We start from the raw sequence: 23,069 nt of genomic DNA, 5'->3' as shown, positions 1-23,069 counted from the left end.
GTTGTCGGCCGTTCGCGACAGGATTACATTCATTGAGCATTGCGTGCAGCGGCAGTCCGCGAGCTCGGTTTACGCGCCGGCTCGTCAGCGCGCCAGCTTGTCTGCAAGAAGTGGCATACCCGGAGCGTATTGCGATGGCTACCGATCCCGACGATATCGACTTGCGTCATTCCACAACGGACGGCCGGTCCTCCTTCGAACCCGACAGCCCTGACGAATCGGGCGTGCCGCCCCCGCGCTTCGGCCGCCTCGCCCTGTGCCTCGCGGCGGCCGGCGCGCTGACCTTCGGTGTGATGGGCACCGTCGCCTACGGCGTCTGGTTCAACCAGGATCAGCAGACGTACGCGGATGCCATTGCGGGCGCGCGCCAGGCGCTCGGCTCATCGGCATCGGCCCGGGTGCCGACGGTGGCCGTCGCGCACGCGCCGGAGGAGGCCGCCGCGCCGTTTGCCATGCCGTTTGCCATGCCGTCAGCCAGGCAGCCCGCTGCGCCAGAGGTCGCGCTCGCAGCGGCCGGCGCGAACGGCGGCTTCGAGGACACCAACCCGGCCGTGTGGTCCGGGCAGATCCGCGCGAGTACGCCTGACCCGAATCTCACCGCCACGCTGGCCGATACGCCGGTCGATACCTCGGCGGATATGTCGGCGGATATGTCGGCCACCCCACCCACAGCCCCCGTTGTTCCCACGCCGCCGCCGGGCTACACGCGGCACGTCGCCAATGCCGCCCATTCCACCGCGAAGCCCGCGGCCGGTCACGACGCGAAAGAAGCACGGCTCGCACAGCAGGAGCGGCGCGCGTCGTCGCAGCACAAGGGCGGTCTGTTTGCGCGGATCGGACAGTTCTTTCGACGCGTGAGCTATCGTCAACATGACAACGGCCGACGGCAACAAGATACCTACTCCCATCCCTGAGCACGCGGTCGTCGGGCCAGCGGGGCGAGCAGGGCTGCGCGGCGCCGCACGCGCGCGCGTGCCGGTGTGGCGGTTCCGGCTGGGGCCCGCGAGCGTCGGCGTGGCCGCGCTGTTGTGTCTGCTGTTCGGCCTGCTGTATGTGGCGATGCAGATCCGCACGGTGTTTTCCGATCAGTTGAAGCAGGAGTACGCGGGCCTCGTGCTCGAAGCCGCCGGGCGCGTCGACAGCGCGCGCGAGCAGTTGGCCGCGTGGCAGCGGATGGCCGACACCCCGGCGAGTCACGACGCGTCGTTCGTGCCGGCCTATGACGCGGCGCGCGCCGAACTCGCGCGGCGTTTCGCGGCGCTCGCGGCGCTCGTCAACGCGAGTCCGTCGCCGGCGCCGCCCATTCCGTCGATGTCACCGACACAGGCGACGCCCGAAGCCGTCGCGGCGGCGCTCGGCAGCGTGTCGGCCTACTGGCGCGCGCAACGCGACGCGTCGAGCGCCGACGTGCGGCTGCGCGTCGCGCACGTCGCGCGCACGCTGATCGCGCTCGCCGCGCTGCTGTTCTGCATGCTGATCACGGCGCTCGGCATGTACGCGAAGCGCACCCGCCAGCTCGCGGGGCAGTCGCACGAGTTCGAGCTGGCGTCGCTGCACGATTCGCTGACGGGCCTGTCGAACCGCCGCAAGCTGCTGGCCGCGCTCGACTCTGCCGCGAGGCACGCGCGGACCGCGGCCGTCGAGCAGCGCTTCGCCGTGCTGTATATCGACCTCGATGGCTTCAAGCAGGTCAACGATTCGTTCGGGCATCGCACCGGCGACGAATTCCTTGCCGCGGTATCCGCCCGGTTTCGCGCGTCGGTGCGCAAAGGCGATCTGGTCGCGCGCATCGGCGGCGACGAGTTCGCGGTGCTGGTGCGCACCTTTGCGGGCGATGACGAGCTCGCCGAGATCGCGCGCCGGCTGATGGCCTGCGTGGTCGACACCGACCAACAGATGGGAATCGGCGGCGTGCGCGCGAGCGTGGGCATTGCGAGTTATCCCGACGACGTCGACGATCACCGCCGTCTGGTCGCCGCCGCCGATGCCGCGATGTATCAGGTCAAGCGCGACGGCAAAAACGGCTTCGCGTTCGCGGCGCAGACGGGCAGGGAAGCGACGTTGTGAACCGTCTGAACGTCACTGGCCTTCGTTGCGCCACTCCGTCAGCTTTTCGCGCTCGTTGAGTTCGATGAACGCCGGCCGTGCGCGCAGCCTGCGGATATAGCTCGCGAGATGCGGCCAGCCCACCGTCGCGGGGTGGGGCATGTTGCGGGTCCAGCGCATCAGCACGAGCGCGAGCAGATCGGCCGTGCTGAGCTTGCCGCCCGCGAGGTATGCGTGGCCGTCGGCGAAATGCCTGTCGAGCCGCGCACACGCTTCTTCGATGCGGCGTTGCGCGAGCGCACGCACCGCCTCGGCGCCCGTGGGGTCGCCGTCGCTGCCGGCGTAGAACCAGTCGCGCATCGCGGGCAGCAGCGTATTCGCGAGGTAGATCATCCATTCGAGCCATTGCGCGCGTGCGGCCGAGCCGGGCGTGGGCGCGAGGTCGGCCTCGGCGTGGCGCTCGGCGAGCAGCATCAGCAGCGCGGCCGATTCATGCCGCGGCACGCCATCGACGACCAGCGTGGGCACGCGCCCGGCCGGATTCAGACGCAGATACTCGGGATCGTGCTGCTGGCCCGCGTCGATATCGACGAGGCGCGCTTCGAACGGCACGCCCATTTCGAGCAGCATCCAGTGCACGGGCATGCTGGCCGCGCCGGGCGAGTAGTAGAGAACGTAGGACATTCGGGGCTCCGTGGATCGTCGAGAGCGAGGTCGAGCCGTGAACAGAAAGAATCAGGGGCTGTCGCCGAAACGAACAGCCCCTTCAGATGCGTAAGGCGCCAGCGTACGCAAATGCGGGCGCTCGAAACAGCAAGCCTCGAATCATGCCCGCGGCCAGGTCTTTCAATGCGCCGACGCGTGCTTCTCCTGCTCGGCTGCGCTCGGCTGCGTCACCGCGCTGACGATCACGAACACGATCACATTGACCGCGAGCGCAAGGAAGCCGATGTTGACGTCCTTCAGCGCATCGGGCAGGAACGGCATCAGGTGACCGACGCTCCAGTGCAGCGTCGTGGTCAGTGTGACCACCGCGACACCCGCGACGATGCCGCAGAACGCGCCTTGCCTCGTCGCGCGGTTGTGCGGGAACAGGCTGCAGAGCACGGCCGGGAACAATTGCGTGACGAAGCTGTAGCCCATCAGCAGCAGCGCGACGATGGTTTCGCCGCCGTTCAGCGTGAAGGCGACCGCGACCAGCGCCACGACCGGTACGAGGAAGCGCGCGATCACCGCGACCGACGCATCCGACGCGTTGCGGTTCACCATGCCGCGATACACGTCGTTGGCGAGCAGCGTCGACGCCGAGGTCAGGATCATCGAGCCCGGCACCAGCGCGGTCAGGATACCGGCCGCGCCGATCACGCCGACGAACCACGGATCGAACGTCTGCAGCGACAGGCGGAACAACGACAGGTCGATGTCGGCGCCCTTCAGGCCCGGCACGCGCAGCGTCGCCGCGAAGCCGACGAAGAACACGAACAGCAGGATCAGCTGATAGAGCGGCAGAATCGCGGCATTGCGGCGGAAGATTCGCTCGTCCTTCGCCGTGAAGATCGAACCGAACGTGTGCGGCCACATGAAGAAGCCGAGCGCCGTCAGCAGCACCGTCGACTGGAACCACACGACGCTCGAACCGCGCGCCGGGAAGGTCAGGAAGCCGGGACGGGCGGCGTCGATCGTGCGGAACATCGCGCCGATGCCGCCGTAGTAATGCAGCGGCAGATAGATGCCGAGGAACAGCACGATCGCGAGAATCAGCAGATCCTTGGCCACCGAGTTCCAGGCGGAGCCGCGCACGCCCGACACGATCACGTAAGAGGTCACGACGATCGCGCCGATCCAGATCGCCGCCGTCGACGAGATCGCGCCGTACGACGCGGTCGCGACGATGATGCCGAGGCCCTTCAATTGCAGCACCAGGTACGGGATCAGCGCGGCCACGCCGACCAGCGCGACCAGCGTGCCGAGCGCCGGGCTCTCGTATTTGCGCCTCAAGAAGTGCGGCTGCGAGACCAGGCGGTGCGTCTTCGCGTAGCGCCAGATCGGCGGCAGCATCCAGTACGACAGGATGTACGCGAGCGTGCCGTACGCGAGGATGTAGTAGACCGGCGCCCCCTTACCGTACGCGAAGCCGCTGCCGCCGAGGAACGTGAAGGTCGTATAGATTTCGCCGGCCATCAGCAGGAACACGAACGCGGTGCCGAAGCTGCGGCCGCCCACGGTCCACTGCTCGAGGCTCATGTCGTGGCCGCGCCTTGCGCGCACGCCGAGGAACAGCGCGAATAGCGTAACGGCGGCGATGATGACGAGTGCGCTCATGGGCGAACCTCCTCGCCATCGGCGGCGACGTGTCGGTTGGACGGATCGAGGTTGTAGATGATCGCCATGATGATCGCGCTCAACACCACCCACATGACGATCCAGGCCAGCACGAACGGCATGCCGAGCACGAGCGGCTCGACGCGATTGACAAACGAAACGCCGACCAGGATGCCGACGAACGGCAACGCGGCAAGTACACGAAGCAGCATGTGGACAACTCCTCGAACCAGTAGGTATGTGTCGTTGAAATTCCGGCTTCGCTGAGGACTGTATGCCGGATACTTCGGTCCCGTAAAGCAGGTCAAAATAAATGTCGGAGTTTCGACCGCTGCAATTGCATCTTTCCAGCCCGGATTGCTGCAGTGCAAAGCGGGACGCGCCGTGGCGCGCAAGGCGTCGCGCGGCTTTTCTGCAGGCCGACTGGCGCGCCGCGATATGATCTGCGAGCATTGCAGCATTTTCCGGACCGCGCGATTCCGGCCGGGTTCATGACCGGCAGCGCGCCCAGGCGCGAACCCGCGCGAGCACACGCAGACAAGCAGGCACACGGACACCCACATGGTCGAAAGTCTGATCTCGGACATCATGTTTGGCTTTATCGGCTTAATCAGCATCATCAATCCGTTCAGCGGCGCGTTCGTGTTTCTGGACCGGACCGCGTCGTTGACCCTCGACGAGCGCACCTTACTCGCCCGCGCAAGATCGCGATCAACGCCGCCGTTGTGCTGCTGGTGGCATTCTTCATCGGCACGCCGATCCTGCATTTCTTTGGTATCTCGATGGAGGCGCTGCGCATCGGCGGCGGGCTCGCGCTTGCCGTGGGCGGCTGGCAAATGCTCAATGCGCCGGACACGCCGGCGGTCGAGCAGACGGAAGTCAAGCGCGTCGACGCCGAAACCGCGAAATCGCGCGCGTTCTTTCCTCTGACCGTGCCGCTGACCACTGGGCCCGGCTCGATCGCGACCGCGATCGCGCTGTCGGCGAATCGCACGCACAAGCTGTCGGCGTTCGTGATGTCGGGCATCGCGTCGGTCGCCATCACGTTCGCGGTGGCCGTCTGCGTGTATCTGATCTACAGCCGCGCGACGATCCTCGCGCGCTATCTCGGCGTCGAGGGCACCAAGGTCGCGTTGCGGGTGTCGGCGTTCCTGCTGCTATGCATCGGCGTGCAGATCATTCTGACCGGTGTATCCGAATTCCTGATTCCGATCGCGACGATGCGCCCGCCGGCGGGCTAGCGCCGCATGCCGGCGCCATGCACGCTGTGGCGGCGGCGCCGCAGGTGGATCGCCTTCGGGTGGTTCGTGCGGAACGTCGACCGGATCGTCGGGGATCGGATCGGGGTCGATCTTCGGCGGCGGCGTGTTCGGCGCGATGTCGGGGTCGACTTCGGGCGGCATCGGCGCATGCGGATGCAGCGGCAGCGACTGGTCGAATGTGCCGATTGCACCGGGCGCTTGCCGGCTCGTATCAGGTGAATCCATCGGTCCTCTCCCTATAGTCTTCGTTCAGACGCGCAATGCCCGTGCCGCATGCCGACGGATCTCGTTCGCGTGGAACGCCAATTGCTGGAACCCGGCACGCGTGCCGCATCGCGATGACCGCGCGCGCCCGGCTCACATTGGACATCGCCCACGCAAAGCACAGGACGAGGAGCGCATATGGCGCGACATAAGGCCGACGTTGCCGACGACGACTTCGAGATTTTCGCCAGCTATCACGGAACAGGCGACGGCCGATATATAGGTGGACTGAAGGTTGTGAGGAAAGCGGACAGGCGGATTCTGTTCCCATTCGAGGGCGCACCGCAGATCGGCCCCTATGCGACCGCCGACGAAGCACGCCGCGCCGCAATTGCATACGGCCGCAAGCTCGTCGCGGCCGATCGTGCCGCGCCCGAAGGCTGAGCGGGCGCAGCCGGTTTGGCAGTGCTTGCGTGAGAGGCGCAGAGCCATCAGGGCATACCGCCGAGCGACGGCGAAATCGTGCTGCCGCGCGCGGGATCGTCCGGATGTTCGTCGGGCAGGGTAGGGCGCGCCGACAGCGGTGGATGATCGCGATAGCAGGTGTCGACCGAACCGTCGACGAGGCAGTTCTGGAACGCATCGGCGTCGCTCTTTTGCGCGAACGTGTACAGCGTGCGCTCGACCTGCACCTCGGTATCGGATATGCGAATTGTCGTAATGCTCATGAGGTTCTCCTTCGGGGGCGCTTTTTTACAAAGCGAACGTGCCGCGCTACTGCCTTCGAGCTCGCAATGGCCGTGCCTGTTGCGCTGCGCGCGGACTTCTCCGGCAAGGCTCGAATGTTGCTGCATGAACCAGGTGCCGTTCGAGATGGCGCGTAATGACGCGAATCGACGGCAGAACAAACGAGGAGGGCGCGATGCAAGATCCCCAATCGACCGACACCCCGCAGCAGAGCGCGACGCCGGGCGGCGAGCAGTCCGCGAGGCCAGATAACCGCGCCGCGCCCACGCTGTCCGACGAAGTCAAAGCCCGCAACAAGCCGAGCGGCACGCACTACGTCGAGCCGAGTCCGCTCGGCATCGAACCGGTCGTGCAGACCGGCGTGGACAAAGCGACCAATCCGCCACGGTCGAGCGAGCGGCCGCGCCAGGGCGCCGAAGTGCCGCTCGGCACCGGCGAGCACGCGGAGCCGCCGGGGGGCGGCGGGCGCGAGTCGCATCACAAGCAGCCGGGCGAGCAATGACGCGGCGCGTTGCGTGCCAGCCGTGCATCCAATCCGTCAACACCCAACCGGAGAAAGCGCATGCAACCGGACAATCCAACCCAATCGGTGAACCCCGGCGACGAAGCGCCGCCCAACACGCCGGGCGCTGGCGAAGACCTGTGCGGCGCCTGCCACGGCACGGGCAAGGTCGAGGGCGCTCGCTGCGCGGTGTGCGGCGGCACGGGCAAGGTGCTGCAGGGCATCGGCGGAGGCTAGCCGGCTGCTCGTCCGCAGGTTCGCGGCAACCGCATCACAAGCCAGGAGCAACCATGTTCAACGAGTCCAGGCACGGCTTCGACGCCGCGCAGACCGAATACGAAGCGTTCATGCTGGAGTCGCACGACTGGGTGCCGAACAACAGCAAGCTGCCGGTCGTGCTGTACCGGCGCGCGCTGTCGCCCGGCAGCGGCAATCTGCCCGCCGCGTTCGAAATCCTCTTCGAGCGCAATGCATGGCCCGCGCAGTGGCGCAACACCATCTTCGACTTCCATCACTTTCACGCGACCGCGCACGAGGTGCTCGGTGTGACAAACGCGAGCGCCGAGGTGATCGTCGGCGGGCCGGGCGGACGCGTGGTGACGGTGCACGCGGGCGACGTGCTGCTCTTGCCGGCCGGCACCGGCCATTGTCTGCAATCGTTCGAGCGGCATTTTCAGGTGGTGGCGGGCTATCCGTTAGGACAGCAATGGGACATTCGCCGCGAAGCGCTGACGCCGCAGGAACTCACCGAGATGCTGGCGTTGCCGTTTCCGCCGCTCGATCCGATCGACGGCAAGCACGGTCCCGTCATCGAGTTCTGGCTGCAGTCGGCCTGAACTTCGTCGTTCGCGAAGCAACCGACCTGCCGCGGCGTGGCGTGCAGAGTCGCGCGGTTAGGCGCATCATCTGTGGGCTTTGCCGCGATTTTCCCGCGCGCTTTCGGCGCTGACGCTGGCACGTGGGCGGTTCCACGTGCGGCTTCGCGTCCTTATCGACATGCCCGGACGCGCGCGATTCCATGTCGACACGATGCGCCGATCCATCCGCGCGCTCCGCGGCGCGCGTCGGCCGTCTCCCGAATTGCCGAACAAGGAGCGTCCCATGCAAAACGATTCCGCCCTCGATCAGTTGTGCATCAACACGATCCGCACGCTGTCGATGGACGCCGTGCAGAAAGCCAATTCCGGCCACCCCGGCACGCCGATGGCGCTCGCGCCGGTCGCCTATCACCTGTGGCAACACCACCTGCGTTACGACCCTGACGAGCCGCTGTGGCCGAATCGCGACCGCTTCGTGCTGTCGGCCGGGCATGCGTCGATGCTGCTGTATTCGCTGCTGCATCTGGCCAACGTGAAAGCCGTCGACGAACACGGCAAGCCGACCGGCGCGCCGGCCGTGTCGCTCGACGACATCGAGCATTTCCGCCAGATCGACAGCAATACGCCGGGCCACCCCGAGTACCGGATGACGACCGGCGTCGAGACCACCACTGGACCGCTTGGGCAAGGGCTCGGCAATAGCGTCGGCATGGCGATGGCCGCGCGCTGGTACGAGAGCCACTTCAATCGCGCGGACACGCCGCTGTTCGACTACCGCGTGTACGCGATTTGCGGCGACGGCGACATGATGGAAGGCATCTCGCACGAAGCGGCCTCGCTCGCGGGGCATCTGAAGCTGTCGAACCTGATCTGGATTTACGACAGCAACCGCGTGACGATCGAAGGCCATACGGACCTCGCGTATAGCGACGATGTGGCAAGCCGCTTTCACGGCTACAACTGGCACACGCTGCACGTCGGCGATGCGAACGACACCGCCGCGCTGGAAAAGGCGCTGGTCGAAGCGAAGAGCGTGACCGACCGGCCGTCGCTGATCGTGGTCCACAGCATCATCGGTTGGGGGGCGCCGAACAAGCAGGACACCGCGTCCGCGCATGGCGAAGCGCTCGGCGTCGAGGAAGTCGCGCTCGCCAAGAAGTTCTACGGCTGGCCCGAGGACAAGTTCTTCTACGTGCCCGAGGGCGTGCACGAGCGCTTCGCGCAGGGCATCGGCGCGCGCGGCAAGGCGGCGCGCGAACAATGGCAGGCGAAGTTCGACAGCTACAAAAAGCAGTATGCGGAGCTCGCGCGCGAATTCGCGCAGATCGAGGCGCACGAATTGCCGCAGGGCTGGGACAGCGACATCCCGAGCTTCAACGCGGACCCGAAGGGCATCGCGACACGCGAATCGTCGGGCAAGGTGCTCAATGCGATTGCCGCGCGTGTGCCGTGGATGATCGGCGGCGCGGCGGACCTGTCGCCGTCGACGAAAACCAACCTGAAGTTCGAAGGCGCCGGCAGCTTCCAGGCGAATAACTATGGCGGCCGCAATCTGCACTTCGGCATTCGCGAGCATGCGATGGGCGCGGTGGTCAACGGTCTTGCGCTATCGAATCTGCGCGCGTACGGCTCGACGTTCCTGATCTTCAGCGACTACATGAAGCCGCCGATCCGCCTGTCCGCGATCATGGAAGTGCCGGCCATCTTTGTGTTCACGCACGATTCGATCGGGCTCGGCGAAGACGGTCCGACACATCAGCCGATCGAGCAGCTCGCGTCGCTGCGCGGGGTGCCCGGCCTCACGGTACTGCGTCCCGGCGACGCGAACGAAGCGGCCGAGGCCTGGCGCGTTGCGCTGACGCAGCCGCATCGACCGGCGTGCATCGTCTTGTCGCGCCAGCCGCTGCCGACGCTCGACCGGAGCCGCTATGCGCCCGCGAGCGGCGTCAGGCACGGCGCGTATGTGCTCGCCGATGCGCCCACTGGCAAGAAGCCAGAGGTGATCCTGATGGCGACCGGCAGCGAGCTATCGATCTGCGCCGACGTGTACGAGAAGCTGAAGAGCGAGGGCATCGCGGCGCGCGTCGTGTCGATGCCGTCGTGGGACATCTTCGAGCGCGAGGACAGCGCGTATCAGGAGTCGGTGCTGCCCGCGGACGTCGAGGCGCGCGTCGCGGTCGAGCAGGCTGCGTCGCTCGGCTGGGATCGGTATACAGGACGGCTCGGTGCGCAGGTCGTCATGCATACGTTCGGCGCGTCGGCGCCGATCGCGGATCTGAAGAAGAAATTCGGTTTCACGCCGGAAGTCGTGTATCAGGCGGCGAAGCAGCAGATCGAGCGGGTGAAGAAGGGGAAGGGCACTTGAGCGTGCGGCGCTCGACGACGTCGTGAACGCTTGATGCGAAAAGCGGTGGGCCGGCGGAATCTATCCGTTTCGATCAGGCGTGCGGCCACGGTTTGCGGCCGCTTGCCGGCCTACTCGGTCGCGAGGCCGGACGCCTCGCCACGCCATGAAAGGAGACTTCAAATGGCCGAGATCAATAAGGAAGACGTTGTTGCGGTGCTGAACCGGATTCTCGAATCCGAGTTGGCCGGCGTCGTCCGATATACGCACTATTCGTTCCTTGTTTTCGGATTCGGACGCATTCCGATCAGGTCGTGGTTGCGCGCGCAGGCCGATGAATCGTTGTTGCACGCACAGCAGGCCGGCGAATGGATCACGACTCTGGGTGCCTATCCGTCGCTTGCGATCGGTCCTCTGCTCGACTCGCACACCTTCGATATCTCTTCGATCCTCCGCGAGTCGTTGCAAGCCGAGAATCTTGCGTTGCAGTTGTATCGCGACCTGCTGGCGCTCGTCGAGGACCGCTCTGTTGCACTCGAGGAGTTCGCCCGTCAGATGATCCACGTCGAGGAGATGCACGCGGGCGAAGTCGACAAGATGCTGCGCCGCCCTGGGGAGATGACGACGTCGGAGGACAGCTAGTGCTGATGCCGATGATGGATATCGGGGAAATGCGCGTGCGAATGTGTAATGGGCAGATGCACGTGAAGGTGCGTGTGCGGCTCCTCACCAGCATAAGGAAACTCATGCGCGTGCTGATGGTGCTCGTCATGGCGATGCTGGTGCGCGTGTTCAAAAAACTCATGGCTGTGCTCATGCTCATGCCGCTCGCGCACATGTAGCCAGATACCCAGCGCCATCAGAGCGGCGGCAATCCAGAAAGACAGATTGGGTAGCGCGGGCCATATGATCAGCGAAAGCATGACACCGAAAAGCGGCGCAACGGAAAAGTACGCGCCTGTACGCGCCGTACCGAGATGGCGAAGTGCAACAACGAACAGCACGAGGCTGATGCCGTAACCGCCAAGCCCGGTCAGCATCGCTGCCGCCATGGTTCCTGCTGACGGAAGCGAAGCGCCCGCCGCGATCGCAATGCCGAGATTCACGGGACCGGCCACCATCCCTTTGAGACACGCGATCACCATCGCGTCGTTCGCCGAGGCCTTGCGCGTCAGATTGTTGTCGATTGCCCAGCACAGACACGCGCCGACGATCAGTAACGCACCCACCGGCACGCCTGACTGTCCCGGATGCCACGACAGAAGCACGCCGCCCGCAACGATCGCCACCATCCCGAGAAAAACCTGAATGTCGACATTTTCCTGGAAGACCACCCAGGCAATCACGGCGGTCAACACACCCTCAAGGTTGAGCAATAACGAACTCGTTGCCGCTGGAGTGGTGGACAGGCCCAGCATCAGCAATGCGGGGCCGGCGACGCCACCCATCGCTATCGCCCCGATCAGCCAAGGCAACTCGCCTTTGGTGATGCGGTGGTCCGCGGCGGACCGGAGCCCGCGCGATCGAAAGGCACGCCACGCGATGCCGACGCCAAGCCCCAGGCCGCTACCGAGATAAAACAGTCCTGCGAGCATGAAGGGGCTGACTGAGCCGAGCAGCGACTTGGCCAACGGTGTCGCGGCGCCGAACAGCGCCGCGGCGATTAAGGCGGTGAATATCGCGCCGTATCCTGATCTCACCACTCCAACCTCTTGTCCGCAGCAGAAGGGACAGTTTCCAAGGTACATCGGTCGTTCAACACCGCCTGGACGAAATGATAGGGGCATACGTCGACGCACTTCGCACATGTTCGGAGCATCGAACTGTCGGCACGCCGCAGACATTTCGCCGCGAGGCTGTCCGTGCGCCACCACCACTCGCGAATCGCCTTCTTGCCCGCGGCTGCCGCGCAAACCGATTCGATCGCGCAAAGCCGTGTGCCGCCCGGGGCGCGGCACGCGGCGCGAACATGGCACACCCTGTGCCCTAGAGATCGCGGGTCCGCATCACTCTGCAGTTCAAGATCTGCGGCCTCGCTCGATATGCTAAGCTGTCAGGCAGTACTCCGCACAAACGTAGCGCACGATCGATGCTTTTCTCGGATGTATAAAGAGGAGAAGCGACCATGAAAATCCTATGGGTCGATGACCACGAAATTCTTTGCGTTGCTCTGTCCGAATATGTCCAAACACACGCGTCGGAGCTGAGCGCAGCCCCAATCGACATCACACCCGTCTTTACGCTTGCCAGCGCGCTTGAAGAAGTCAACAAGACACCGCCCCCGGACCTGGTATTCCTGGATCTTAATCTGGATGGTGAGAATCGTGGCGCCGCGACACTTGAGCATTTTCAGGCCGGAAATCCATCCAATGTTCCCGTGGTCATCTGCACAGGACTTGCTCCTGGAAACGATCATGAAGTTGAAATTTTGCGAATGTGCATGCGTGACTACGCCGCTCGAGGAATCCTGTTGAAAGGAGGCGCGCACAAAAAAATGTTCATTGGACTGAGCAGGATCTTAGGAGGTGAACTCTGGATTCCGGAAGAAGTCTTGCTCCGCTTTGCCTGCTCGACACAAGCGCCCTCAGCTAGCCGGAATCAGCATCATCTTGGGCTTTCTCCGCGAGAGTGGGATTTGGCGCGTTGCATTGCACGTGGCCTTTCAGGTAAACAGATCGCAAGAGAACTTGGCGTCTCCGAGGGACATGTCAGACAGGTTTCATGTGCTATTTACGACAAACTTCAAGTCAGAAACCGCGTTGAAGCTGCACTTCGAGTCAATGCCGAGCTTACCCTTGGAAGGGGGGCAGCAGATACGCGACTGTCGTGAAGATCTCTGCTACACCGCTCTTCATGTTTCCCTGCCATCACTTTTAACCGCCTTCGGTGGACGTTTTTGGCTTATGTTCTGCAAGTGTGGTCAATAAGGTTCGTTCCGAAACCGGTTTCGACAAAAGCTTGATGCCACTGACGGCTACTTTTTTGAGCACAGCTGACGAGGTGTCGCCCGACCACAGGATCGCAGGGATCGAAGCGTCGGTAGCAGCGCGGACCGCCGTAATCGCCGCAATGCCGTTCTCGTTTTCCAGCCGGTAGTCGGAGAGGATGAAGTGCGGACCGCTTGCCAAAGCCTCAATGCGCAACTGCTCGATGACGTCGGATGACGATTCCCCCGCCACGACGTAGCAGCCATGCTCGATCAGGCGCATCGATATTTCTATTCTTAAGTCGCTGTTGTCCTCGATGATCGCCACGACCATATTGGTCAGGTCCGGGTCGCCGTCTTCAACCGTTTGAACCTCGCGCAACTCCGGCGGTATGAGTCCCATGAACGGGACCGTAACCGAAAAACGCGATCCACGTCCTGGTGTCGAGTCCACGTCCAGTTTGTGACCAAGAAGGCTCGCGAGCCCCTGGACAATGGACAGACCCAGGCCGAACCCTTTTTCACGATTCCTCTCGGGATTATCGACCTGTACATAGCTTTTGAAGATATCCGCCTGTCTGCCTTCAGGGATACCGATCCCGTTGTCCCAGACGCTTATCTTTATGGCGCTGCCTCGCCTCTGGCAACTCACCAGAACATGTCCCTTCTTGCCTCCCCGCTCGGAAAACGTGTAACGGAGCCCATTGAGCACCATATTCCGGACGATCCTGTCCAACGCATGTCGATCCGTACGGACCAGATAGGGGCAACTATGGAGTCTTAACTTCAGCCCCTTTGCCTCAGCCAGCGGCTGCATATCCACGACTATGCCGCGCAAAAGGGAAGGCAGCGCCACCTCCTGAATTTCTACATTCCAGGTGCCGGACTCGAGGCGGCAGATATCCAGTGCCCCGTTAATCATCCCTTCCATCGCATCCACTTGCCTTTGCGCAATCGAGACGCCTTCGACCAGATCGGTCGATTTAACGCTCCGCTCGATGAAATTTAACTTCAGGCCGAGCGTGGTGAGCGGTTGACGCAGGTCATGGCTTATCGCAGCGATAAGCAGGTTCTTCTCCGCCGTTGCCGCTACAGCCTGAGATCGCGCCTCCTCGAGAATGATCTCTTTAACATATGCGCGCTTCTGAGCGTAAAAAATGAACCACGCGAGGAAACAATAGCCAATCAGTTGAGCCGTATAAAAGCCCAGCATTGCTGGCCGGTAAATAAATAGAGGTGGTCCCAAGCTAAATCCGAACGGGATAGCGCCGAGCACGAATGAACCTAAATTCGCACGAAGACTCGGTGCGAGCAGCAGCAAGGTAAATGTATGGCTGATTAGCGTGTACTCAAGGAAGCCAGAACTGGCCAATTTGACGTAGGGAGCATGGCCCGAGAAATCGGGTGGAGTTAGCCCAAAGCTACCTGCCGCCCACCAGAACGATGTCAGTGTGACGACTGCAGCCCACGTCCAGTGCATCTGCTCGACCGCGTCGACGCTGGCGTGCTTCGGGAGCGCCATGGTCTTTTTCAGCAAGTATGCTGCCATGGGAGTGGCTATCCCCCACAGTCCCAGGACCCAGACGACACGGAACCAACGGTAGCTATCCGACGTTTTGATCCACGATCCATATACGCACAACAGCGAGGCTCCGACCGACACTAGCACGGTCCAACATACCGCTCGACGGGACAGCGATTTCAATAACTCACGTTTGACATAGAGATTCTGCTCGGTACTGAGTGCCGCACGCGGTCCCAGAAAAGGATTCACAAGTTCAGCGAATACGCGGCGCTCGATTGTGTGAGCCGTTTCGCCCGCGCACAGTGATGTTCCGGCCCCGGGATTTTCGCCCGCGTCGGAATCACGTCGTGTTTGAATACGGGACGCCATAACAGGCCTCCGAGAATCAAGTGCAGCTACGCTCCGTTGCGCTAGCTTTGTGTTCCCCTGCCATCTCTTTCACCCGCCTTCGGTCAATGTTTTTGGCTTATGTTCTGCAAGTATGGTCAATAAGGTCTGGTTAGAATCCGGTCCCGACAAAAGCTTCATGCCACTGACGGCTACTTTTTTGAGCACAGCTGACGAGGGGTCGCCCGACCACAGGATCGCAGGGATCGAGGCGTCGGTAGCAGCGCGGACCGCCGTAATCGCCGCAATGCCGTTCTCGTTTTCCAGCCGGTAGTCGGAGAGGATGAAGTGCGGACCGCTTGCCAAAGCCTCAATGCGCAACTGCTCGATGACGTCGGATGACGATTCCCCCGCCACGACGTAGCAGCCATGCTCGATCAGGCGCATCGATATTTCGATTCTTAAGTCGCTGTTGTCCTCGATGATCGCCACGACCATATTGGTCAGGTCCGGGTCACCGTCTTCAACCGTTTGAACCTCGCGCAACTCCGGCGGTATGAGTCCCATGAACGGGACCGTAACCGAAAAACGCGATCCCCGTGCTGGTGTCGAGTCCACGTCCAGTTTGTGACCAAGAAGGCTCGCGAGCCCCTGGACAATGGACAGACCCAGGCCGAACCCTTTTTCACGATTCCTCTCGGGATTATCGACCTGTACATAGCTTTTGAAGATATCCGCCTGTCGACCTTCAGGGATACCGATCCCGTTGTCCCAGACGCTTATCTTTATGCGGCTGCCTCGCCTCTGGCAACTCACCAGAACATGTCCCTTCTTGCCTCCCCGCTCGGAAGGCGTGTAACGGACCGCATTGATCACCATATTCCGGACGATCCTGTCCAACGCATGTCGATCCGTACGGACCAGATAGGGGCGACTACGGAGTCTTAACTTCAGCCCCTTTGCCTCAGCCAGCGGCTGCATATCCACGACTATGCCGCGTAAAAGGGAAGGCAGCGCCACCTCCTGAATTTCTACATTCCAGGTGCCGGACTCGAGGCGGCAGATATCCAGTGCCCCGTTAATCATCCCTTCCATTGCATCCACTTGCCTTTGCGCAATCGAGACGTCTTCAACCAGATTGGTCGATTTAATGCCCCGCTCGATGAAATTTAACTTCAGGCCGAGCGTGGTGAGCGGTTGACGCAGGTCATGGCTTATTGCGGCGATGAATTGGTTCTTCTCCGCCGTTGCCGCTACAGCCTGAGATCGCGCCTCCTCGAGAACAACCTCTTTTACACATGTGCGTTGCTGATCGTTGCAAATGAACCATGCGACGACACAATAGCCAATTATTTGAGCCGTATACCAGTCAAACATTCCTGGCCGGTTAATAAAGAACAGTGGTGCCATGTTAAATCCGAATGGGATAGTGCCAATCACGAGTGCGCCTAAAGCCGCACGAAGACTGGGTGCGAGCAGCAGCAACGTGAATGCCTGGCAGATCATCGTCAGTTCCAGAAAGCCATACCGGCCGAATCTAAAGTAATAACCATGGAGGACCACGAATTTGGGTGGGATGAGCCCAAAGCTGGCCGCCGCCCACCAGAAAGATGTCAGCATGACCAATGCAGCCCATGCCCAGTGCATCTGCTCGACCGCGTTGACGCTGGCGTGCTTCGGGAGCGTCATGGTCTTTTTCAGCAAGTATGCTGCCAAAGGAGCGGCTATCCCCCACAGTCCCAGGATCCAGACGACACGGAACAAGGGATAAATATCCGATGTTTCGATCCACGATCCAAATACGAACCAGAACGGGCTTCCGACCAGCAGTAGCGCGATCCAATAAACCGATCGGCGGGACAACGATTGCAATAACTCGCGTTTGACGAGGAGATTCTGCTCAGTACTGAGTGCTGCAACCGGTCCCACAAAAAGATTCATAAATTCAGCGAATCTGCGGCGCTCGATTGTGTGAGCCGTTTCGCCCGCGCACAGTGATGTTCTGGCCCCGGGCTTTTCGCCCGCGTCGGAATCACGTGGTGTTCGAGTACAGGACGCCATAACAGGCCTCCGGGCATCAGGTGCAGCTACACGCCATTGTGCTAGCGGTCCGCCAGCAAGTCGATGGACAGGTGTTCTGTTTCTTGCCGAACAAAAGTTCGTGATCCACGCAGGTGGTCCCTACCTGAGATTGTGCCCGCTGTGCCGAGCGTTGGGCGGAAGACCGTCAAAGCTGCTGAACGAGGGTAAGTATGAGGCTGATCTCTCGCGCTGCGCAGTACCAGTAACTCGCGGTTGTCCCGATCAAGCACGGTTCGCCAATTGCGATATTGGGTGCTCGCTCCGTGTGTGCCGCGTCGAACTGCATCCGTAACCAGGCGTGCGCCGTACGCTCAAGAAATCACTCTAACGAATAATCGTAAAGCGACGCCGAACATTTATTCTCCCGAAAAGGAACTTTTAATGCCGAACATCAAATTACCGACGTAACTACAACTGACACGATTACACGGCGCAATAATGCAACATAATTCGATACAAGGAGGGCGTCAATCACCGCACAATGGCCCGCGTTCTTCTCTTGTCGAATGCCCCCCATATCAACCACAACTTCCAGTTTGTCTGCAGAACTGGCTGCAGTGTGCTATTCGGTTTCCCGATTGTTAAGTTAGCCATGAATCAAGGAGCTCCACGATGAAAACCCTTGCATGCCTTGTCCTCGCCAGCTGTGCGCTTGCCAGCCCAGTCGTCAGCTTCGCTCAGAGCACCGCGCCCGTCACCCGTGCGCAGGTGCGCGCGGATCTGATCCGTCTCGAGCAGGCCGGCTATCACATGGGCGACGGCGACCATACGAAGTATCCCGAGCAAATTCAGGCTGCTGAAGCGAAGATCGCTGCACAGGACAGCCAGCAGGCGGGCAACAGTGACGTTGGCGGTACGACGACCAACGGCACCGCAGCTTCCGGCAGTGTCGAGCATGTGTCGACGCCCTCGCCATCGTCGTGCGTCGGCCCCGCAAGTTATTGCAACCTTTTCTTCGGCAATTGACCGCAGATGGCTCGCCCGACACCGCCCGACGATCCGGGTAACGTGCCTGGATCGTCTGGGGGCGTCCTCACCGGTGGCGTCCGAATCTTCGGACCCTGCGCAACGAATTCCAGGTGAAATGATGAACCCGCGGGCGATACATCGTCGGCCACATGGTGTTGACCTCGTTGCCAACGGACTTTCAGATCGGGCAAGCATCGCTTCGTTCGCACCCGACGCGGCGGGATACGGTTCTCGACAGCTTCTCAGCCTCGGCGCTCATCAGCCGTCCGTCGAAACGGTGGTAGCCTCCCACGCATCGATTTCCACCTTCAATGCCGACAACTTGTCTCGTACGAGCCCGAGTGCGTCGCTACCGAGCAAAAGACGCGTGGGCGGATGATCCCCTGCCATGGCGGCCAGCATTGCGCGCGCCGCTTTGCTGGGATCTCCCAACTGCTTGCCGCTTTTTTCCTCGCGGGCCTGGCGAATGGGATTGAAAATATCGTCGTAATCCGAAATCGAGCGGGGGGTCCGCGTCATCGAGCGACCTGCCCAGTCAGTGCGAAATGAGCCCGGCGCCACGGCCGTCACCGCAATACCGAAGGGCTTGACCTCTTTGCCAAGCGCCTCGGAGATGCCCTCCAACGCAAACTTACTCCCGCAGTAATAAGCGATTCCCGGCATCGTGATGTAGCCGCCCATCGATGTGATATTCAGAATGTGGCCGCGGCGGCGCTCACGCATGAACGGCAGGACGGCCTTCATCATGGCGACCGCACCAAATACATTCACATCGAACTGTCGGCGCATATCCGAGAGCGGCGATTCCTCCATGATGCCCTCGTGGCCGTAGCCGGCATTGTTGACCAGCACATCGATTGGTCCGACGCCAGCCTCGATTTCCGCCACGACGCCGTCGATCGCGTCGAAGTCGGTCACGTCGAGCACGCGTCCCCAGGCGGCATTCGCGGATACGGACTCGAATTCACGCTTTGCCTGGGCACTTCTCACCGTACCGACGACCTTGTGACCCACCGCCAGCGCTTCCTGTGCGAGCGCGCGGCCAAAGCCGCTGCTGACGCCGGTGATGAGCAGAGTTTTGCTGGTTGCCATTGAAGCTTCTCCCGAATGTCGATTGGAGAGTGCATGCTAATCTGACCAGCGAGGCAAATTAAGCCGAATTCCGCTGATTTTCTTGCATAAAACTATGAACACGATACGCGCTTTGGCCCAGCATCCAGCTCTATCCTCTCGAAGCCAGAAACGCATGATTGTCCTGCTACGCGCGTTGGCGCCCGACGAGGGCTACAACCTGACGGCACTGCCGAGCGTCCGCATCTTGCGGTCGAACCGGGCGCTATCGCGCACGCCCGTTCTCTACGATCCCGGTATCGTGATCGTCTGCCAGGGCCGCAAGCGAGGTTATTTCGGCGACCAGCTCTACCTGTACGACGAGCGTCACTACCTGGCCGTGTCCGTGCCCGTGCCGTTCAGCATGGAGACCGACGCAACCGAGGAGCGCCCACTGCTCGCGCTGTATCTGCACCTCGATTTCGCATTGGCCGCCGAACTTGCGGAGCGGATCGACCGCGAAGGCGTGGGGGAATGCGCACCAGCACCTCAAAGCATGATGTCGACGCTGATGGATGACGCAATGCAAGCGTCCGTGCTGCGCTTCCTCGAGGCGATGCATCGGCCACTCGAATCCGCTGTGTTGGGCGCCGGGCTGCTGCGTGAACTGTATTTCCGGGTGCTCACCGGAGCCCAGGGAGGCTCGTTGCGCGAGGCTTTGGCGATGCGAGGACAGTTCGGACAGATAGGGCGCTCACTCCGCCTGATTCATGCAAGCTATGCGCAGTCCCTCGACGTGAGGCAACTGGCCGACGAAGCGGGTATGAGCATTCCGAGTTTCCACAGCCACTTCAAGGCAATTACGCAGGTGTCGCCGATGCAATATGTGAAGTCGACGCGCCTTCATCAGGCTCGCCTGTTAATGGTGCGCAAGGAACTAACCGCGGAGGCGGCGGGACACGCTGTGGGTTATGCGAGCCCGTCCCAGTTCAGCAGGGAATTCAGGCGTCTGTTTGGCTTGACGCCTGCCGCAGAGGCTAAGCGTATGCGCGAGAGCTTCGCGATCCCGGCAGTATTCGCTGATACGGCTTATGTCTCGTCCCACTGAATTTGCCGCGGTTCGGTTCGATCGGCCAGTCACACCAACTTTTTCTACCGTCGCGATCTGTGTTGCCAGGCGCGGCTATTCGGTCACGCTACGCCCGACGAAATTGAACCGCCTGGTCGCTTTGCGCTCATTTGCGCCCGGTTGCCAGCCTTGATTGCTGTCATTGGCCGGCTGGCGACTTTGTGGTTGGGGTCGCCAGCGAGTTGTTAACCCCGTAAGCGGGGGGGCGGGACGTCGAGCTACTGTTCGCGCTATTCGGCTGGCCCGAGGTCGGCGACCCGGCGCCGCTGTCCGTGTTGGTGGCACCAGGCGTGCCGTAGCCACTCGTTGCAGCGGCCGGCGACTGTGTGGTCGGAGTCGCCAGCGTGTTGTTGCTTTGTGCATATACGCCGCCCGACAGCGTGAGTGCGGCGACGGCCGCGATCAATGTGCTGCTTGCCTTGTTCATGACACGCTTCTCCTTGGTTGGACTGCGATTTCCACGCAAACGATGCTTTCGTACCGTTTCCGTCGCGGTCCCGTAATGCCAAGTTTAGGAAAGCGGTGGCTGATAGTTACGCGCATTATTCACAATGGTGAATATCGATTTTCGGCGCTAACCGGGTAACCTGACGCGCGCTGGTCCCCAATCTGAGGCTATCAGTCACTGCGCGCAAGACGGCCACTGCGGCCGCCATTATTTCTCTTCCCGCATCCACGGCGTAAACGTGATTCCGACCAGCAATCCTTCCGGCCCGATGAAGCGACTGACCGTCTGGCCCCACGGCTCATTCCGGTTCCTGACCAGCATCCGATACCCTTGCGATTCAAGTTCCGCCGTTGCCGCCTGGACGTCGTCGACATCAAACTCGATCCAGGCTTGCGGGATGGGTACGTCGCGAGGCCACGAATCCGTGCCGAAGCACGACTGGGAGGCGTGGGAGAGCGGCCACAAGGCGAAAGAGTTTGCGCCGTTCAGACCCTCCGTATGGAGATAGCCGCCGTTCTCTTCCTTGAAGGGGATACCGAAGGCCCGACCGTAGAGATCGCGGCTTGCCTGGGCTTCAATCACAATCGGGCCAAAACCTGCGATGAACAAGGCCGTGGCTTTTGGGATCTGTTCCATGGCTTCTCCTTTGCCGCGAAAGAGCGGCGCGATGAAGAACGAACATGTTTGCCCACGCCCATCGAACTGATCTGCCGGCGAGTTTTCCGGTACTGCGGGGCATGGCATGGTTGAGTGTAGGCTTGTTTCGGGTGGCCGGCGATGCATCGCCCGGCGCCGTGGCGCGTGCGTCGACGCGAAACGGCGTTGGCACGCTTTACCGTCGCTTTGCAAGAATTGCAGAAATGCGCGCGAGTGCGATGCCCGGCCATCAAGCCTTGGCGTTGATGCCGTCTTGCGCGTTCTCCTCGCCGCCTCGTTCAAGCGCGCTGCGATATGCGCGCGACTGCATCTCGGCAAGCCGGCTCAGCGTACGCGACAGATCATGCGCGCCTTCGAGACCGATCAACGCGGTCTCGATCGGCCGATCGGAGGCGATGAAGAGCGCGCGCTTGCGGTCGTAGAAGATGTCGATCAGCCAGACGAGTCGCTGCAGCGTATGAGGCTGCCTCAGCGCTTCCGTATGCAGACGATCGACGATCAAGCCTTGCCATTGCTCGGCGAGATCGAGGTAGTCGAGGTGCGAGCGGCTTGCGACGCACAACTGCTCGAAGTCCGCCCACACCAGCGCGCGGCCGGCTGCCCGCGCTTCGAGCGGCCGGCCCGCCGCGCTCAGCCTGACCGGCTCGATCGCAGCGTCGCGTTCATGGCTCGTGAAGATATCGCGCAACGCGGCCTCGCTCGATGCGTCGAGCGGCGCGAAAAAGCGCGGCACCTCGGCCGCTTCGCCGCCGAAGCGGTAATCGCGCACGCCGTCGAAATGGATCACCGTGAAGCCGCGTTTGATCTGCGCGATGGTCGGCAGAAAGCGCTCGTGAAACTCGGGGTCGGGCAACAGATCGTCCGGTGCGTAGTTCGACGTCAGCACGATACGCGTGCCCAGCTTGATCGCGGTGTCGAGAAAGCGGCCCATCAGGAACGCGTCGGCGATATCGTGCACATGGAATTCGTCGAAGCACAGCAGCTCGATACCGTCGAGCCATTGCCGCGACACGTCGCCGAGCCGGTCGTCGCCGCGCGGCGCGTGCACGAGCCGGCGGTTCATCTCGCGCAGGAACTCGTGGAAATGCAGGCGCCGTTTGCGGCATGGCGCAAGCTCGAACAGCGTATCGACAACGAGGCTCTTGCCGCGGCCCGGCAGTCCGTGACAGTAGACGCCTTGCGGCCCGAACGCGGCGGTGGACCATGCCTGCCGCGCGCGCTGCTGCGCGCCGACCAACCCGACGAGCGCGCCGATGGCCTCGCGCTGCCGTGCATCGGCAGAGATGCCGCGCGCGGTCAGTGCGCGCGCGATGCGGGTTTCGTCAAGCATCGGCAAGAGCGTCCATGCCTGATGACGCGAATGACGCGAGTGACGCGAATGATGCGACTTGCGCGAATGACGCAGTGTGGGCCGCCGCGAAAACGGCGAGGACGTGTGTGAGCATGAGATAACGGCCGACGTGATGGCCTGCGGCGAAGCAGACCCAATGAGCGCGTGCACGGAGCGCGCGCCATTTTACCAGCCACGTTCTGCGTCGAACGTTGGCGCGCACACGCGTCGTCGAGCCGCTACCGCGTCATTCACTTGTCGTGATGCCCCGGCAGCACGGCACCGAGCACCTGCTTCGCCGTTTCGACCACCACGTTGCCCTGATCGGGGTCGCCCTTCATCAACGTCTCGGCGAACGCTTTGGCCTGCGCGAGCGTGACG

General features: G+C 62.2%; 23 protein-coding genes and 1 pseudogene. 12 read left to right on the top strand and 12 right to left on the bottom strand.

The genetic code is table 11. The features are described from left to right. The first annotated feature begins 134 nt into the window (after positions 1-134). Together OKW39_RS29875 and OKW39_RS29870 are read left to right on the top strand one after the other, a co-directional pair. Positions 135-914, top strand: coding sequence for a hypothetical protein (locus OKW39_RS29875; RefSeq protein WP_429564304.1), 780 nt, complete (start codon positions 135-137; stop codon positions 912-914). Continuing rightward, entirely contained in the window at positions 871-2,067 is a 1,197-nt protein-coding gene (locus OKW39_RS29870; protein ID WP_429564303.1) for a diguanylate cyclase domain-containing protein, read from the top strand. The genes OKW39_RS29875 and OKW39_RS29870 overlap by 44 nt, the downstream gene beginning before the upstream one ends. A 12-nt stretch (positions 2,068-2,079) precedes the next feature. Here OKW39_RS29870 and OKW39_RS29865 read toward each other — a convergent pair whose 3' ends face one another. The 3 genes from OKW39_RS29865 to OKW39_RS29855 all read right to left on the bottom strand — a co-directional run bounded on the left by OKW39_RS29865 (position 2,080) and on the right by OKW39_RS29855 (position 4,580). Beyond that, positions 2,080-2,730, bottom strand: coding sequence for a glutathione S-transferase family protein (locus tag OKW39_RS29865; protein WP_429564302.1), 651 nt, complete (start codon positions 2,728-2,730; stop codon positions 2,080-2,082). A 162-nt stretch (positions 2,731-2,892) separates the two neighbouring features. Next, on the bottom strand, positions 2,893-4,368 hold the full coding sequence (locus OKW39_RS29860; protein WP_090809888.1) for a sodium:solute symporter family protein: 1,476 nt from the start codon (positions 4,366-4,368) through the stop codon (positions 2,893-2,895). Next, positions 4,365-4,580, bottom strand: coding sequence for a DUF3311 domain-containing protein (locus OKW39_RS29855; RefSeq protein ID WP_090809890.1), 216 nt, complete (start codon positions 4,578-4,580; stop codon positions 4,365-4,367). The genes OKW39_RS29860 and OKW39_RS29855 overlap by 4 nt, the downstream gene beginning before the upstream one ends. Positions 4,581-4,929: 349 nt before the next feature. Here OKW39_RS29855 and OKW39_RS29850 point away from each other — a divergent pair. Then, positions 4,930-5,609, top strand: a pseudogene (locus tag OKW39_RS29850) (MarC family protein). On the opposite strand, the gene OKW39_RS29845 reads toward OKW39_RS29850, so the two are convergent. Further along, on the bottom strand, positions 5,526-5,855 hold the full coding sequence (locus OKW39_RS29845) for a hypothetical protein (protein WP_429564301.1): 330 nt from the start codon (positions 5,853-5,855) through the stop codon (positions 5,526-5,528). The pseudogene OKW39_RS29850 and the gene OKW39_RS29845 sit on opposite strands and share 84 nt — an antisense overlap. A 177-nt stretch (positions 5,856-6,032) precedes the next feature. On the opposite strand from OKW39_RS29845, the gene OKW39_RS29840 reads away from it, so the two are divergent. Further along, positions 6,033-6,278 (top strand): DUF6723 family protein, encoded by a 246-nt coding sequence (locus OKW39_RS29840; RefSeq protein ID WP_090809892.1) that lies wholly within the window; start codon positions 6,033-6,035, stop codon positions 6,276-6,278. Between the two features lie 47 nt (positions 6,279-6,325). On the opposite strand, the gene OKW39_RS29835 is transcribed toward OKW39_RS29840, so the two are convergent. Next, on the bottom strand, positions 6,326-6,562 hold the full coding sequence (locus tag OKW39_RS29835) for a hypothetical protein (RefSeq protein WP_090809894.1): 237 nt from the start codon (positions 6,560-6,562) through the stop codon (positions 6,326-6,328). Between the two features lie 194 nt (positions 6,563-6,756). On the opposite strand from OKW39_RS29835, the gene OKW39_RS29830 reads away from it, so the two are divergent. The 5 genes from OKW39_RS29830 (at position 6,757) to OKW39_RS29810 (ending at position 10,887) form a co-directional block, all read left to right on the top strand. Then, positions 6,757-7,083 (top strand): hypothetical protein, encoded by a 327-nt coding sequence (locus OKW39_RS29830; RefSeq protein WP_090810523.1) that lies wholly within the window; start codon positions 6,757-6,759, stop codon positions 7,081-7,083. A 60-nt stretch (positions 7,084-7,143) separates the two neighbouring features. Beyond that, the gene (locus OKW39_RS29825; protein WP_167368764.1) at positions 7,144-7,320 is read left to right on the top strand and encodes a hypothetical protein; all 177 of its coding nucleotides are present in this window, start codon (positions 7,144-7,146) and stop codon (positions 7,318-7,320) included. Between the two features lie 53 nt (positions 7,321-7,373). After that, entirely contained in the window at positions 7,374-7,919 is a 546-nt protein-coding gene (locus OKW39_RS29820; protein WP_429564300.1) for a cupin, read from the top strand. Between the two features lie 265 nt (positions 7,920-8,184). After that, on the top strand, positions 8,185-10,266 hold the full coding sequence (gene tkt / locus OKW39_RS29815) for a transketolase (RefSeq protein ID WP_429564299.1): 2,082 nt from the start codon (positions 8,185-8,187) through the stop codon (positions 10,264-10,266). A 162-nt stretch (positions 10,267-10,428) separates the two neighbouring features. After that, a complete protein-coding gene (locus OKW39_RS29810) occupies positions 10,429-10,887 on the top strand; it encodes a ferritin-like domain-containing protein (protein WP_018425186.1) in 459 nt (152 codons plus the stop codon). Here the strand turns inward: OKW39_RS29810 and OKW39_RS29805 are convergent. After that, entirely contained in the window at positions 10,884-11,993 is a 1,110-nt protein-coding gene (locus tag OKW39_RS29805) for a DMT family transporter (protein ID WP_429564298.1), read from the bottom strand. The two genes, OKW39_RS29810 and OKW39_RS29805, sit on opposite strands and share 4 nt — an antisense overlap. 377 nt (positions 11,994-12,370) lie before the next feature. On the opposite strand from OKW39_RS29805, the gene OKW39_RS29800 reads away from it, so the two are divergent. Continuing rightward, a complete protein-coding gene (locus tag OKW39_RS29800; RefSeq protein WP_429333858.1) occupies positions 12,371-13,075 on the top strand; it encodes a LuxR C-terminal-related transcriptional regulator in 705 nt (234 codons plus the stop codon). A 43-nt stretch (positions 13,076-13,118) separates the two neighbouring features. Here the strand turns inward: OKW39_RS29800 and OKW39_RS29795 are convergent, their stop codons facing one another. Together OKW39_RS29795 and OKW39_RS29790 are read right to left on the bottom strand one after the other, a co-directional pair. After that, the gene (locus OKW39_RS29795; RefSeq protein ID WP_429564297.1) at positions 13,119-15,065 is read right to left on the bottom strand and encodes an ATP-binding response regulator; all 1,947 of its coding nucleotides are present in this window, start codon (positions 15,063-15,065) and stop codon (positions 13,119-13,121) included. 69 nt (positions 15,066-15,134) lie between these two features. Further along, complete coding sequence (locus OKW39_RS29790) at positions 15,135-17,084, bottom strand: hybrid sensor histidine kinase/response regulator (RefSeq protein ID WP_429564296.1); 1,950 nt, start codon at positions 17,082-17,084, stop codon at positions 15,135-15,137. A gap of 633 nt (positions 17,085-17,717) precedes the next feature. Here OKW39_RS29790 and OKW39_RS29785 point away from each other — a divergent pair. Continuing rightward, positions 17,718-18,071, top strand: coding sequence for a DUF4148 domain-containing protein (locus OKW39_RS29785; protein WP_090809904.1), 354 nt, complete (start codon positions 17,718-17,720; stop codon positions 18,069-18,071). Positions 18,072-18,332: 261 nt separating this feature from the next. Here the strand turns inward: OKW39_RS29785 and OKW39_RS29780 are convergent, their stop codons facing one another. Beyond that, positions 18,333-19,166, bottom strand: coding sequence for an oxidoreductase (locus OKW39_RS29780; RefSeq protein ID WP_429564295.1), 834 nt, complete (start codon positions 19,164-19,166; stop codon positions 18,333-18,335). Between the two features lie 154 nt (positions 19,167-19,320). Between OKW39_RS29780 and OKW39_RS29775 the strand changes: the two genes are divergently transcribed. After that, positions 19,321-20,232 (top strand): AraC family transcriptional regulator, encoded by a 912-nt coding sequence (locus OKW39_RS29775; protein ID WP_429565459.1) that lies wholly within the window; start codon positions 19,321-19,323, stop codon positions 20,230-20,232. Between the two features lie 160 nt (positions 20,233-20,392). On the opposite strand, the gene OKW39_RS29770 is transcribed toward OKW39_RS29775, so the two are convergent. The 3 genes from OKW39_RS29770 to zapE all read right to left on the bottom strand — a co-directional run bounded on the left by OKW39_RS29770 (position 20,393) and on the right by zapE (position 22,688). Next, a complete protein-coding gene (locus OKW39_RS29770) occupies positions 20,393-20,680 on the bottom strand; it encodes a hypothetical protein (protein ID WP_090809909.1) in 288 nt (95 codons plus the stop codon). A gap of 228 nt (positions 20,681-20,908) precedes the next feature. Further along, positions 20,909-21,337, bottom strand: a complete 429-nt coding sequence (locus tag OKW39_RS29765; RefSeq protein WP_429333862.1) for a VOC family protein — start codon at positions 21,335-21,337, stop codon at positions 20,909-20,911. A gap of 250 nt (positions 21,338-21,587) precedes the next feature. Further along, positions 21,588-22,688 (bottom strand): cell division protein ZapE, encoded by a 1,101-nt coding sequence (gene zapE / locus OKW39_RS29760; protein ID WP_429564294.1) that lies wholly within the window; start codon positions 22,686-22,688, stop codon positions 21,588-21,590. Between the last annotated feature and the right edge of the window lie 381 nt (positions 22,689-23,069).

This window comes from Paraburkholderia sp. MM6662-R1 (genome assembly GCF_050436245.1).
GTDB lineage: Bacteria > Pseudomonadota > Gammaproteobacteria > Burkholderiales > Burkholderiaceae > Paraburkholderia > Paraburkholderia tuberum.
This window is presented reverse-complemented; position numbering and strand designations above follow the sequence as displayed.

Bases quoted from the DNA above. Each gene is read 5' to 3' on its own strand.
- OKW39_RS29790 (WP_429564296.1), bottom strand. From the start codon at position 17,084: ATGGCGTCCTGTACTCGAACACCACGTGATTCCGACGCGGGCGAAAAG.
- OKW39_RS29855 (WP_090809890.1), bottom strand. From the start codon at position 4,580: ATGCTGCTTCGTGTACTTGCCGCGTTGCCGTTCGTCGGCATCCTGGTC.
- OKW39_RS29805 (WP_429564298.1), bottom strand. From the start codon at position 11,993: ATGTACCTTGGAAACTGTCCCTTCTGCTGCGGACAAGAGGTTGGAGTG.
- OKW39_RS29840 (WP_090809892.1), top strand. From the start codon at position 6,033: ATGGCGCGACATAAGGCCGACGTTGCCGACGACGACTTCGAGATTTTC.
- OKW39_RS29860 (WP_090809888.1), bottom strand. From the start codon at position 4,368: ATGAGCGCACTCGTCATCATCGCCGCCGTTACGCTATTCGCGCTGTTC.
- OKW39_RS29775 (WP_429565459.1), top strand. From the start codon at position 19,321: ATGATTGTCCTGCTACGCGCGTTGGCGCCCGACGAGGGCTACAACCTG.
- tkt (WP_429564299.1), top strand. From the start codon at position 8,185: ATGCAAAACGATTCCGCCCTCGATCAGTTGTGCATCAACACGATCCGC.
- OKW39_RS29825 (WP_167368764.1), top strand. From the start codon at position 7,144: ATGCAACCGGACAATCCAACCCAATCGGTGAACCCCGGCGACGAAGCG.
- OKW39_RS29800 (WP_429333858.1), top strand. From the start codon at position 12,371: ATGAAAATCCTATGGGTCGATGACCACGAAATTCTTTGCGTTGCTCTG.
- OKW39_RS29785 (WP_090809904.1), top strand. From the start codon at position 17,718: ATGAAAACCCTTGCATGCCTTGTCCTCGCCAGCTGTGCGCTTGCCAGC.
- OKW39_RS29795 (WP_429564297.1), bottom strand. From the start codon at position 15,065: ATGGCGTCCCGTATTCAAACACGACGTGATTCCGACGCGGGCGAAAAT.
- OKW39_RS29770 (WP_090809909.1), bottom strand. From the start codon at position 20,680: ATGAACAAGGCAAGCAGCACATTGATCGCGGCCGTCGCCGCACTCACG.
- OKW39_RS29865 (WP_429564302.1), bottom strand. From the start codon at position 2,730: ATGTCCTACGTTCTCTACTACTCGCCCGGCGCGGCCAGCATGCCCGTG.
- OKW39_RS29830 (WP_090810523.1), top strand. From the start codon at position 6,757: ATGCAAGATCCCCAATCGACCGACACCCCGCAGCAGAGCGCGACGCCG.
- OKW39_RS29835 (WP_090809894.1), bottom strand. From the start codon at position 6,562: ATGAGCATTACGACAATTCGCATATCCGATACCGAGGTGCAGGTCGAG.
- OKW39_RS29875 (WP_429564304.1), top strand. From the start codon at position 135: ATGGCTACCGATCCCGACGATATCGACTTGCGTCATTCCACAACGGAC.
- OKW39_RS29780 (WP_429564295.1), bottom strand. From the start codon at position 19,166: ATGGCAACCAGCAAAACTCTGCTCATCACCGGCGTCAGCAGCGGCTTT.
- OKW39_RS29870 (WP_429564303.1), top strand. From the start codon at position 871: ATGACAACGGCCGACGGCAACAAGATACCTACTCCCATCCCTGAGCAC.
- OKW39_RS29820 (WP_429564300.1), top strand. From the start codon at position 7,374: ATGTTCAACGAGTCCAGGCACGGCTTCGACGCCGCGCAGACCGAATAC.
- OKW39_RS29810 (WP_018425186.1), top strand. From the start codon at position 10,429: ATGGCCGAGATCAATAAGGAAGACGTTGTTGCGGTGCTGAACCGGATT.
- zapE (WP_429564294.1), bottom strand. From the start codon at position 22,688: ATGCTTGACGAAACCCGCATCGCGCGCGCACTGACCGCGCGCGGCATC.
- OKW39_RS29845 (WP_429564301.1), bottom strand. From the start codon at position 5,855: ATGGATTCACCTGATACGAGCCGGCAAGCGCCCGGTGCAATCGGCACA.
- OKW39_RS29765 (WP_429333862.1), bottom strand. From the start codon at position 21,337: ATGGAACAGATCCCAAAAGCCACGGCCTTGTTCATCGCAGGTTTTGGC.